The organism is Thalassospira sp. ABD4_177 (assembly GCF_056160125.1).
In genome coordinates this window covers 2,003,324-2,015,557 of the sequence record NZ_JBSWWO010000001.1, presented here as the reverse complement: position 1 = coordinate 2,015,557, position 12,234 = coordinate 2,003,324, and the positions used below count along the sequence as shown (strand labels likewise).

The 12,234-nt window shown below is 54.6% G+C and carries 11 protein-coding genes and 1 pseudogene; 3 read left to right on the top strand and 9 right to left on the bottom strand.

The genetic code is table 11. The features are described from left to right. Position 1: 1 nt before the first annotated feature. Together clpS and ACXAF0_RS09195 are read right to left on the bottom strand one after the other, a co-directional pair. Positions 2 to 328 (bottom strand): ATP-dependent Clp protease adapter ClpS, encoded by a 327-nt coding sequence (clpS, locus tag ACXAF0_RS09200; RefSeq protein ID WP_008890601.1) that lies wholly within the window; start codon positions 326 to 328, stop codon positions 2 to 4. Between the two features lie 323 nt (positions 329 to 651). Next, on the bottom strand, positions 652 to 1,482 hold the full coding sequence (locus tag ACXAF0_RS09195; protein WP_475345577.1) for a phasin family protein: 831 nt from the start codon (positions 1,480 to 1,482) through the stop codon (positions 652 to 654). Between ACXAF0_RS09195 and ACXAF0_RS09190 the strand changes: the two genes are divergently transcribed. After that, complete coding sequence (locus tag ACXAF0_RS09190; protein ID WP_475345576.1) at positions 1,475 to 2,071, top strand: hypothetical protein; 597 nt, start codon at positions 1,475 to 1,477, stop codon at positions 2,069 to 2,071. The two genes, ACXAF0_RS09195 and ACXAF0_RS09190, sit on opposite strands and share 8 nt — an antisense overlap. 267 nt (positions 2,072 to 2,338) lie before the next feature. Here the strand turns inward: ACXAF0_RS09190 and ACXAF0_RS09185 are convergent, their stop codons facing one another. Then, entirely contained in the window at positions 2,339 to 3,019 is a 681-nt protein-coding gene (locus ACXAF0_RS09185; RefSeq protein WP_475345575.1) for a hypothetical protein, read from the bottom strand. A 283-nt stretch (positions 3,020 to 3,302) separates the two neighbouring features. Here ACXAF0_RS09185 and ACXAF0_RS09180 point away from each other — a divergent pair, with 283 nt between their 5' ends. Both ACXAF0_RS09180 and ACXAF0_RS09175 read left to right on the top strand, forming a co-directional pair. Next, positions 3,303 to 4,571, top strand: a complete 1,269-nt coding sequence (locus ACXAF0_RS09180) for a serine hydrolase (protein ID WP_475345574.1) — start codon at positions 3,303 to 3,305, stop codon at positions 4,569 to 4,571. 266 nt (positions 4,572 to 4,837) lie between these two features. After that, positions 4,838 to 5,780, top strand: a pseudogene (locus ACXAF0_RS09175) (IS110 family RNA-guided transposase). Between the two features lie 40 nt (positions 5,781 to 5,820). Here the strand turns inward: ACXAF0_RS09175 and pgmG are convergent. The 6 genes from pgmG to ACXAF0_RS09145 form a co-directional block, all read right to left on the bottom strand. Next, positions 5,821 to 7,236: a phosphoglucomutase/phosphomannomutase PgmG gene (gene pgmG / locus ACXAF0_RS09170; RefSeq protein ID WP_475345573.1), complete on the bottom strand. Its 1,416-nt coding sequence runs from the start codon at positions 7,234 to 7,236 to the stop codon at positions 5,821 to 5,823. Positions 7,237 to 7,244: 8 nt separating this feature from the next. After that, positions 7,245 to 8,561: a UDP-glucose dehydrogenase family protein gene (locus ACXAF0_RS09165; RefSeq protein ID WP_475345572.1), complete on the bottom strand. Its 1,317-nt coding sequence runs from the start codon at positions 8,559 to 8,561 to the stop codon at positions 7,245 to 7,247. A gap of 80 nt (positions 8,562 to 8,641) precedes the next feature. Further along, positions 8,642 to 9,529, bottom strand: a complete 888-nt coding sequence (gene galU / locus ACXAF0_RS09160; RefSeq protein ID WP_475345571.1) for a UTP--glucose-1-phosphate uridylyltransferase GalU — start codon at positions 9,527 to 9,529, stop codon at positions 8,642 to 8,644. Between the two features lie 113 nt (positions 9,530 to 9,642). Continuing rightward, complete coding sequence (locus ACXAF0_RS09155) at positions 9,643 to 10,470, bottom strand: DnaJ domain-containing protein (RefSeq protein WP_475345570.1); 828 nt, start codon at positions 10,468 to 10,470, stop codon at positions 9,643 to 9,645. Next, positions 10,470 to 11,192, bottom strand: a complete 723-nt coding sequence (locus ACXAF0_RS09150; RefSeq protein ID WP_475345569.1) for a VWA domain-containing protein — start codon at positions 11,190 to 11,192, stop codon at positions 10,470 to 10,472. The genes ACXAF0_RS09155 and ACXAF0_RS09150 overlap by 1 nt, the downstream gene beginning before the upstream one ends. A gap of 67 nt (positions 11,193 to 11,259) precedes the next feature. After that, a complete protein-coding gene (locus ACXAF0_RS09145) occupies positions 11,260 to 12,159 on the bottom strand; it encodes a division plane positioning ATPase MipZ (RefSeq protein ID WP_475345568.1) in 900 nt (299 codons plus the stop codon). Between the last annotated feature and the right edge of the window lie 75 nt (positions 12,160 to 12,234).

Below are 12,234 nucleotides of genomic sequence, written 5' to 3'. Positions count from 1 at the left end.
GTCACTCCTTCTCTAAGGTACACTGCAGCGGATGCTGATTCTGGCGGGCCAGGTCCATGACCTGGTTAACTTTGGTTTCTGCGATTTCGTAGGTAAAGACACCGCACACCCCTACACCCTTGCGGTGTACCTGAAGCATGATCTCGGTGGCTTCTTCACGTCCCTTTTCAAAAAACCGTTCCAGTACGTGAACGACGAACTCCATGGGTGTGTAGTCGTCATTCAGCAACAGCACCTTGTACATGGACGGCTTTTTCGTCTTGGGCCGTGTCTTTGTTACGATCCCCGTGTTTGGCAGATCAGTGCCGTCATTATCCTGTTCAGTCATCTTCTACTTACCGGAACCCTTATTTCCTGCATGAACTCCATGATAGGTCATTGCCAAACTCTTTCAAAGTCCGCTACGCGGTTATCACTACGAATTTATTGTGCATCCGTGTTTCGTTTGTTGTCCATCTTCGATTCATTTAGGCCGCGAATAACGCACTGCAAGATGAGCCGACAAACTTCCTTATGATTGCCGCCAAGGTTGTGCGGAATTTTCGCCAGAACCGAAAAACGCAAAGAAAAGGCGGACATGGCTGATTGCCATGTCCGCCCGGAAATTCGGATTGTCAGGATGGTTGTGATCCAACCTCGGGAGTCCCGCCATCACTTCATCGCGACATTTGTTGCCTTGCTGATTGCCTCCAGTCCGTCCGAAAGCGCGCCAAACATCATTTCCTGCATTTTCTCACCTTCAGCCACGCTGTTGGCATAGCACCGATTGATAATGCGGTTATGGAGCTCCTGAAGATCGGCAAGGCTTTCGACCTTGGTCAATTCATCAAGATCATCCTGGGAAGCTTCGAACTCCTTTTGCATCCAATTGGAAAGCTCGGTGCCAATGCCACCGGTCTTTTCAAACATCGACATGGTGGCCTGCCAGACGTCCTCGAAGCTTTTCTTTTGGGTATCAAGCAGCTCTTCATACTGGGCTGCAACCCGCGACCCGGCACCAGAAAATACATCTGCTTGGCCGGTCATGGTCTCAAAGATTTTGCCGAATGCTTCATTGGCGGCTGAAAAACTGTCTTCGAATGCATCGTTGCCCGCAGCAACCATTGCTTCGGCTTCGGGCGTTTTCCACAGCTCGAAATAGGGCTCCATTGTCGTTCCATCCATAAACAGTGCGCCAAAGCCGAAAACATCAGGCTGCTTTGACTCTGCCTTTGGCTTGGCTGCGACCGGCTTGGGGGCTTCTACCGGTTTGGCCGGCGCTGGCGAAGATACTGGCTTTGCGGGGGCCGCTGCGCTCGGTGCTGCCGGTTTTGCCTCCTGCTTAGCTGGCGCTGCAGCCTTCGGTGCCGGGTCAGATTTTGATGCCTCGCTTGCCGGGGCAGCATCAGCCTTTTTCGGAGCTGCCTTGGCAGTGGTGGTCTTTTTCGGGGCGGAAGATGCGGTCGATTTGCTGGTTGCCGCGGATTTGGGTTTCGTGCTCACGGTACTGGCCTTTTCACTTTTGGTGGACGATACGGGCGCTGTCGATTTGGCTGCTTTGGGCTTTGCAGCTGCAGCCGGTCGCGCGGCCCCTGTTTTTGCAACGGGAGATTTGGTCTGTTTCGACGCAGGTGAAGACGACGGAGTCTTCGATGCGGTTTTCGCACCCGAGGCCGACATGCCGCTTGTCGCCTTTTCTGAGGGAGCCGCCTCTCTGACGTCATTCACGTTAGCAACTTTGGCGGTGTTGACTGACATTGATTCCGCCTTAACAGCCTCAACGGCCTTTGCCTCTTTAGCAGCAGGTGCTGAACTCATGGCCGTCGCGCCGTCAGGGGCTTTGGCAGCTGTTTTGGTCGAGCTATCGGTTTCAGCGGGCTTTGACGGCGGCGCCTTTGCATCCGCGACGGATGCCTTTTGGGCCTCTGCTTCGATTTCGGAAGAGGTCATGACCCTGCGTTTCACAGGAGCCGCCTCGGAAACCGACGGTACAGATGCAGGTGCAGATTTGGATGACGACGTGGTAACCGGCTTCGTTGCGGTTTTCCCGGACGTTTTCTTCCTGGAAACAGCCATAGCCTCAACCTCCTGATCGCCGGGACATCACCCCGGATCAATGTTGCATTGCAGCATAACCCTAGATGGAAAAACCCCACTTCGTCAAGCACAGTTTAGTGACATTTCCAGAACAAATCAGGGAATCTGACGTACCAAAAACGCCGGAACACCAAGGGAAATTATAAAACATCAGTTTGATCAAGGCACTAGCCAACAAATTTGCTGCATTGCAGCAAATTCTATTTTAACTGATGCCCTACAAACATGGCACTCCGACGCTTGCTCACAGGCCTGACGCTGCTTAACGCAGCATGTTTCCACGCACGGTACGGTAGAAATCACGAGAGTCGTTATTCTGAACGTAATGCAGCTGAGCCGCCCCCTGGGAGCGAGCATTTTCAGCAGCTGGCGGCTCAGGCAGCTCTCGCTCAATCGACGACAAACTTGCCAATACATCCGGAAATTCAAGCGCACGCATATCATCGACACCAGACGCCCAAGCGCCGAGCGTGATGCCGCCAGACGAACATCCAATCGCGACCCAGTAATAGTCGTCAGAATACAGACGCAGGCCATCGCGGCTTTGCGTTCCGAAGCCCTCGGCCTGCAAAGCATCGATAATGGCGAGATAGGATTCGCGATCTATCCGGTCGACAGCTTCTTCGCCGCCGAACGCACCAAGCGGCGCATTGAGTTCTACATTGATGTCCTTGACCTCCAGCGGGCCAAAGACGCGGGTGGTCAGGTTGAATTCCTCAAAACCCGGATACGGGTCGAGTTCAAAGACCCGGACTTCCTTGTAATAGTCGGCATTATAAACAATGCGGATTTGCCCCTCAGCATCACCGGCCGCACAGGCCTGACGGAGGTCGTCGGCATTCAGATACGAGAACCAGGACCCCTTGCGCACGATCGGATTGCTGACATCACTGGTCTGGGTAAATGTGCATCCGGCAAGCCCCGCGACAAGCAGCGCAGCCACGCTTGTACGCCCCCAACGGCCATGGATTTTGCGTGCAGCGGTGTGAACTGGAACCCTTTTTTCGGACATTCGATCCTCGATTTTTTGCCAATCTGGAGATATAAAAGGTACTTTCGCGTATAAAAATGGCCATCTCAAGGCCCGAATGACGACCGTCTAAAATTGATGCTCTTAAACATTTGTTTAAGGCTGGGATGCGACATTGAGCTTATTTAGTTCTTGGGGAAACCTGAAAGCCGAGCCCGATATAATGCGTTTAATGACCCTTGCTGGGCCAAATGCAATGGCCAAAGCTCAGTCTGTGACACGCTCGCGTTGTGTGCGTGGGCTTGTTTCTGTGCTTTTGTGTCTGGTCGCAATCATCTCAGTCACTGTTCTTTCGCCCTCCGCTGCACAGGCGCGGACCTATACGGCGATGATCATCGATGGCGACACTGGCGAAACCTTGCATGAATACCGTCCGGATCACAAAGTCTATCCGGCCTCGCTGACAAAAATCATGACCCTTTACATGGTCTTTGATGCGCTCGAGCACGGTAAAGTTTCGCTTTCGACTCGCATGAAGGTTTCCAAACGTGCCTGGGGCCAGGCACCGTCGAAACTTGGGCTGAAAGCGGGTGAAACCATTTCGGTCAAGGACGCCATTCTCGCACTTGTAACCAAGTCCGCCAACGATATCGCTGTTGTTGTGGCCGAACATCTTGGCGGCACGGAAATCAAGTTTGCCCAGATGATGACGTCTGAGGCGCGCCGTCTTGGCATGTCGCGCACGACCTTCCGGAATGCTTCGGGGCTACCCAACCGTGGTCAGATGACCACAGCACGCGACATGATCAAACTGGCCGTCGCCCTGCGCAAGAATTACGGCAGCTATTACCATTACTTTGCGACCCAGAAGTTCCGTTTTGGCAACCGCACCTATGGCAACCACAACAACCTTCTGGCGTCCTATTACGGTACGGACGGGATCAAGACCGGCTATATCAATGCATCGGGCTTTAACCTTGTGGCGTCGGTCAATCGCAATGGTAAACGCCTGATTGGTGTTGTGTTTGGGGGGCGCACCGCGCGCACCCGCGACGCCCAGATGAAAAAGCTTCTTGATCAGGCCTATGTCAAACTGACCAAGGAAGGCGAAATCGTCGTTCCACGTCCGCGCATCAGCCCGGAAGACAAGATCCTGCCAGCCGACGCGCAGCTTCTGATCGCCAAACGCAAAACCATGCGCGAAGCCGAACAGCCGGGCCGTGTTGACACCCAGACTGTTGTAACCCGCCTGAAGCCGGAAACCGATACCGGTTGGGGCATTCAGGTTGGCGCCTTTAGCGACCAGCGCCGTGCACAGGAAGCCGTTCTGGCGGCAGCACGTACCGCACCGGACGTCCTGCGCCTGACCCGTGCCGCGGTCGAGCAGCAAACCAGTGGCACCGGTATTGTTTATCGCGCCCGTCTGCTGGGCTTTGACGGCGAGAACGAAGCACGCGCGGCCTGTGCCGCACTGAAACGTGAAAATGTCGCCTGCATCCCGGTTAATTCAGGCGATGCTGGCTAACGACAGCAAGCACCAAAGACTCAAAAAAGCCCGTCAGAATATCTGACGGGCTTATACATTGAGAGGCAGAAGGATTTGTTATGATCCTTCTGCCTCTTTTGTTTGAACGGGTGGTGGCCACCACCCGTTCACGGAGCACAGAGCGGTTGAGCCCTTGCGGGCAGGACCCTTGACGGTCGTAAAAAAGCAGAACCCTCTGCGCACCCTGAGGCTTCGTCGAACCGCTGAGAGAGCTTTTACGCTCGTGTATAAGAGGGACAAAGCCAATGACTTATACTACGCGTTTTGTGGGGATCGATATATCGAAATCCACCTTTGATATTTGCCTGTTACCTGAAAACCGGACAAAAACTTTTGCCAATACGCCTTCGGGCATTGCCAGCTTTCTTGGTTGGCTTGCCGGGTATGAGGATGTTGAGCGTATCCTTGTTGAACCGACAGGAGGCTATGAACGATCAATTGTTGAAGCCTTGCTGGCGGCACGCCGGCCCGTTGCAAAGGTGAATGCGAAATATATCCGCCAGTTCGCCCGCGCCAGCGGCCAACTGTCCAAAACCGACCGGATTGACGCCTTCGTTATCGCAGATTACGGCAGGCGCATGGAAACCCGCTTGCTCGAGTCCCCTTCAGCACGGCAGTCTGAACTGTCCGACCTCGTACAACGCTATCGCCAACTTTCCCCACATGATCGTTCAGGAAAAGAATCGCAGGGAAAAGCAGATCGATAAAACGCTGGGATGGATTGAGGAAACGCTCGACTTTCTTGTTGAGCAGCGCCGCGAGGTGATCATGGCAATGGAAAACTGCCTGGCCGAAGATGAGGACCTGCAGGCCCGAGCAAATGTTCTGATGTCGCTGAAAGGTATCGGGATGAGAACCGCTTGCTTCCTGCTGGCTGGATTGCCTGAACTCGGACGGTTGGACAAAGGCCAGATTGCCAAACTGGTTGGTGTGGCACCGCTCAATCGTGATAGCGGCCTCATGCGGGGCAAAAGAACGATTGCCGGCGGCAGACAACAGGTGCGCGACGTTCTCTATGTCGCCGCACTACCTGCTATTCGCTTCGATCCGGAGATGAAAGCCTTCTACCAACGCCTCAAACAAAAGGGAAAACCCGGAAAGGTCGCGCTTGTCGCCGTCATGCGCAAAATCATTGTAAGGGCAAACGCAAGGATGCGCATATATCATGCAGCGGTCCTTGACACTTAACACCGCTGCTTTTTTCTTGTTTATTGCGCAATGAGCAAGATTAGTGACCGCCACCAGGGGCAAAGAAGTCATCCGAAGACAGACCGCTTTTCACAAGCTGATCGGTCACCTGCCCCTTAAGGCGCTCCAAGCCAGCGTCATCGGTGGCCTCACAACGGGCTACGATGGCAGGTTGGGTATTTGACGCACGCAGCAACCACCAGCCATCTTCGGTGCTGACACGGACACCATCGATACCGCTGACTTCCGCACCGGCTTCTGCCAGACGCGCGCGGACTTCCTCAATCAGGGCAAACTTGCGATCATCCGGGCAGTCGATGCGGGTTTCCGGCGTATTGACGGCAACCGGCATGGCTTCGCGCCACTCAGCAAGGCTTTTGCCGCTTTGCACCAGAATGCGATAGAGGCGCACGGCAGCATAGGTTGCGTCGTCATAGCCGTAATAACGCTCAGCAAAGAAGATATGACCGCTCATTTCACCGGCGATCGGTGCTTTTTCCTCGATCATTTTGGTCTTGATCAGGGAATGGCCGGTCTTCCACATGATGGCCTTGCCACCAATCCGGTTGACCTCGTCAAACAGGGTCTGGCTGGCTTTCACATCGGCAATGATCGCGGCACCCGGCTGACGCTCCAGAACATCAGCGGCATAAATCTGAAGCAGCTGATCACCCCAAAGCACATTGCCCTTGCCATCAATCACGCCAATCCGGTCACCGTCACCGTCAAAGGCAACACCCCAGTCGGCATTGTGTTTGGCAACTGCCGCCTTCAGGTCAACCAGGTTGGCTTCAACCGTTGGGTCCGGATGGTGGTTCGGGAAATTGCCATCGATATCATCAAACAGCAGATGATGCGTACCCGGCAGCTTTGCCGTCAATTTGCGGACAACATCCCCGGCAGAACCATTGCCGCAATCCCAGACAATCGTCATCGGGTTTGGCACATCACAATCAAGCTCTGCCAGAAGGCGTTCGACAAAGCGATCTCCGATCTCGATATCGGATGCACTGCCCTGCCCGGTTTCAAAATCACCGCTAGCGGCGATTTTCCCAAGCTCCTGAATGGCGTCGCCAAACACGGACTTGCCGGCATTGAGCATCTTGAAGCCGTTATAGTTTGACGGGTTGTGCGACCCCGTCACCATGATTCCGGCATCGGTTTTTTCGTCATAGACCGTGAAATAAAGCATCGGGGTCGGACCACGGCCGATGCGCACCACGTCACAACCCGTCGACAGAATGCCCTCAGCCAATGCCGCCGCCAGCTCTGGGGAGCTCAGGCGCCCATCGCGACCCAAAGCAACGCGCTTGCCACCGGATCGGCGCACCATGGTGCCATATGCCTTGCCGAGCGCATTGGCGTCGGCTGCGTGAAGGGTTTCTCCTACAACGCCACGCACGTCATATTCGCGCAAAACAGAGCTATCAAATTGATGTCCGGCGGAATTCGTCATGATTTGGATTAGCCTCCGATAGATGCACGACCGACACAGGAATAGCTGAAACCGTTTTCAGCCATCTCGGTTGGGTCATAAACGTTACGCAGATCAACCACGATCGGGTGTTTGAGCGCGTCCTTGATGCGGTCCAAGTCCATACCGCGGAATTCGTTCCACTCGGTTAGGACAACCATCGCATCAGCGCCCTCGATCGTATCATAGGCATTCTCGCAATAGGAAATGCCCTCCAGAAGCTTTTTGGCTTCTTCCATGGCTTCGGGATCATAGCCCTTCACGGTCGCCCCTGCTGCGATCAGGGCGGGGACGATATCAAGGCTCGGTGCATCGCGCATGTCATCGGTGTTCGGCTTGAAGGCCAGACCAAGAATGCCAATGGTTTTACCCGCAACCGAACCGCCACAGGCCGAAATCACGCGCTCTGCCATGGCCTTCTTGCGCTTGGCATTCACATCAACAACCGTCTCGATAATGCGAAGCGGGCTGTCATATTCCTGTGCAGTACGCACCAGTGCCAGCGTATCTTTCGGGAAGCAGGAGCCGCCATAGCCCGGGCCGGGATGCAGGAATTTCTTGCCAATACGCCCATCAAGGCCGATGCCGCGTGCGACATCATGCACGTCTGCCCCGACTTTCTCACAAAGATCGGCAATTTCGTTGATGAAGGTAATCTTTGCCGCCAGGAACGTGTTGGCCGCGTATTTGATCATTTCCGAGGTTTCACGGGTGGTGAAGACAATCGGGGTTTCGATGAGATAAAGCGGACGATACAAATCCGACATCACTTCGCGCGCCCGTTCATCACTGGTGCCGATCACGACGCGATCCGGGCGCATGAAATCGCCGATGGCGGAGCCTTCACGCAGGAATTCCGGGTTCGAGACCACCGCAAACTCGGCATCCGGGCGTTTTTCACGAATGATGCGTTCGACTTCGCGGCCCGTCCCGACTGGCACGGTCGATTTGGTGACAATAACCGTGAAACCGTTCATGGCTTCGGCGATTTCCTCGGCCGCGGCATAGACGTAGCTCAGATCGGCATGCCCATCACCGCGACGGGTCGGGGTCCCAACAGCAATAAAGACCGCGTCGGCGTCCTTTACCCCTTCCTTGAGGCTGGTGGTGAAAGTCAGACGCCCCGCCTTGACGTTATTTTCGACCAGAACATCCAGACCGGGCTCGTAGATTGGCATGATACCGTCTTCAAGACGGGCGATTTTTTCCACATCCTTGTCGACACAAACAACGTCCGTACCGAACTCGGAAAAACAGGCACCGGAAACAAGTCCAACATATCCGGTCCCGATCATAGCTACGCGCATGGAGGTTCTATCCTGGTAAGTAGATCCCGACCGAAACAGATCATTTGGCTATTCCGGTCGGTCATTGTTGACATAAGTGGTTATTGCGCTGCTTCGCCTTCGGCGAATTCGTGAATGAGCTGACGGACATCGTCACGCATATCTTCACGGGCCAGGGCAAATGACATGGTGGCTCTCAGGAAACCGATCTTGTTACCGCAGTCGAAACGACGGCCTTCAAAGTTGTAACCATAGAACGGTACTTGCCCGATCATGGCCGCCAGTGCATCGGTCAGCTGAATTTCATTACCAGCGCCGCGCGGAATGTTTTCAAGCACCTCGAAGATGCCCGGATCAAGGATATAGCGCCCGATGGCCGACAGGGTCGACGGTGCTTCTTCCGGTTTGGGTTTTTCAACCATGCCGCATGCGCTGACAAGGCGCCCATTGGTGCCTTCAATCTCCAGAACACCGTAGCGGTGAACTTCTTCGCGCGGCACATCCATGACGGCAACCATGTTGCCCCCCGTCCGGCCATAACTGTCAACCATCTGCTTCATGCAGGGGGTTTTGGACTGGATAAGGTCATCGGCCAGCAGCACAACAAACGGCTCGTCGCCAACAAGCGACTTGGCACACAGAACAGCATGCCCAAGGCCCAGCGGATTGCCCTGACGGGTATAGGTGACACGACCATGTTCCGGGATCATTTCAAGCGCCTTGGACAGCGCATCTTCCTTGCCGCGCTCTTTCAGAATTGCTTCAAGTTCGGCGGAACGGTCGAAATGGTCCTCAATCGCGGTTTTGCCGCGACCGGTGACAAAAATGAATTCTTCAATGCCTGCGGCAATGGCTTCTTCGACAGCGTATTGAATAAGCGGTTTGTCAACGACCGGCAGCATTTCTTTTGGCATGGCCTTGGTGGCTGGCAAAAAGCGGGTTCCCATACCTGCGACCGGAAAAACTGCCTTCTTGATTCTTTTTGACATTCAATACTTTCCTTTTTCAACCGCCGCATGCCAGTCCGTATCGGAATTGCCTGCATATATGCTTCTGCCACATTTCCAGAACACGGATCAAGCAAGCGCACGCATTATTAACGCTAATCTTTACATAGCCGTAACAAAAGGCTTCGCGCGGCATTGATCTTTGACGCCAGATAATCCGATCCACCATGATCGGGATGAACCGCCTTGATCTGCTTTTTATAAGCCCGGTTGATCTCGTCACGGGTGGCATTTTCACCCACACCAAGGATATTCTGGGCCTCGTCAGCCGTCATGCCAGATGCGCTTGAACTCCTTTCGCCATTTCGGCCTTGCTCGTGATAGTTGCGGTCGCTTCCTCCGTTTTGTGCTCCGTCTTCGCCGTGATCGTCCTGGCGCCAACTTTGCCATCCCGCACAATCGGGACGACGGTCAAGATAGGCTTCCAGAACCGCCCGGCTTTGGTCGGTTGCACTGCAACAGTCAACATAAAGCGACTGCAAGTCGTCAAGTCCCAAGCTGTCAAGATCGGCCCCGGCATAGGGACCGCTGACAACACCACCGCGCATTTGGCCGCTTTCGAGATCAAGCACCATATGGAGAAATTCCGTGCGAATTTCCGAACTTGATCCCGCCCCGGCCGGGCGGTTGCCAAAACTTCCCGGCTGCGCGCGCTTTTGCGACGCGGCAAAGACCCTGCGAAAAATCGGCCACAGGAATCCAAGCTTCATCACCCGGATCAGAAACGGCACGGCGGCCACCAAGGCAGCTCCCATTGCGGCGATCTTGCCCGTGAGCAACAACCAACCGGCGAGCAGGATCAACACAAAGATGATCAGAAATAAGACAATTTTGCGGATTTCTTTGGGCTCGGCCTCTGTCATCCAGCGGATAAAGAAACCAACCCCAACAAAGAGCGCGATGCCAATCAAAAACCACTGCATCAACGCGGCTTTCGCAATTGGTGACCAAGTCTGAGGACTTCTTCAGACCCGGTTTTCTGCTGATAGATCGAAAGTCCCGACTGCCCACCAACGGCATAACTTGCCACTGCCCCCAACAAATCACGGAGCTTGCCTGCCGCACTGGCATCAAACTGCATGAAGGCTCCGCCGGTTATCCTGGCAATCTCCCCAAAGGCAAACGCAGCGTCGCATTCATGCCCCTCCTGAAACATGAATGCCTTCACCCCCTTGAGCGCCAGTTTCCCGGCGATCGGGGCCAGATGATCAGGATTTTCTTCAATGCAGTCGCCGACATAAATCAAGGCATCGATCTTTTTATCCCCGGCTTCGCGTTCGACATGAGCCAAAACCCTTTCGATCTGCGTATGGCCGGCCCGACAGGTAACCTTGGTGATATAATCGCGGAAGGATTTGGCGTTTCGACACCAGCCGCTTGATTTGCATTCCGAAAGCCCGCGAAAAAACACAAGCTGCACATCAAGAGCACCAACACCATCAACGGCATCAAACATTTCGGCCTGAATTTCGGCGGCACGATCCCAGCTTGGCTGACGGCTGGCGGTTGCATCCATGGCAAAGACCAGGCGCCCTTGTGCTGGCCCGGATGAGGGGGCGTGAACCGCAAGTTCGCGGGCTTTGCCAAGGAAGTCTGCCACTTCCTCTGCCCCGGATGTCTCTGGGATAATGTCTTTGCGTGTCAAAGCGGCCTGCCTGTTTCCTGTTCCGGTTGGACAGTTTTATGTCCCACAAGATATAGGCCGGAAGCTCTCAGATCGGCAACTCCTCGCCATCTGCCGGTTTGAAGCCGATCACTTCCAAAAGCGATCTGACTTCCTGACGGGCAGCCATGTGCGACATACTCATCGGGATGCCAACGCCCTTTTCACGCAGATCAAGAAGCGTCAGACCTTTGAGGAAAAGTTCGCGGTAAATCACACGTTCACCAAAGCCCGGCGCCTGCCGGAAGCGAATACGATCCGCGAGTTTTTCAACGATTTCAGCAATGTCACGCTTGTTGCGTGCATCAAGATGCGAAAGGCGGTTGCGCATGACAATCCAGTCAATCTTGCCACCATCAATGGCAGCACGACGCTTACGCGCATCCCAGACCATCTCAGCATAGATGCTGGGCCCTTTGATATCGAGACTGTCCGGATCAATCCGGGCCAGCATATCAAGATCAATAAAGCTGTCATTGATCGGCGTAATCAGGGTATCCGCACAGGCATGCGCCAAACGTGACAGGTAATTGTCACTGCCCGGGCAATCCATGACGATGAAATTGCAGCTGACCACCATTTCCCCAAGGGCCGTCGTAAAGCGTTCGCGCTCATCGAGCTTGGCTTCATTGCCATCGGACAATTCACTCCGAAAGATCGGGCGATGTTCGGGCACCGGCAGTGAAAGGCCCTTTTTCTCGTTAAAGGCGGTTCGGTTTTCGACATACCGCGTAAGTGTTCCCTGACGGGCGTCAATATCGAGCGATCCGACCTTGAACCCCATCTTCATCAGGGAAACGATCAGATGCATCGCAGTTGTCGATTTGCCTGACCCACCCTTTTCATTGCCGATCACGATTACATGGGCGCGATTGGACGGCGGTTGCTTGTCCGTTGCCGTCTGCTGGCCCGCGCTGTCCCCGTCTGCGCCGGTCTGTTGCACCGTCATGGTATATGCTCCGTATCTTCAGGCTTATTGTCTTCGTCCCCAAGGCCAATCTCCCCAATGAGCCCGTTTAACCCC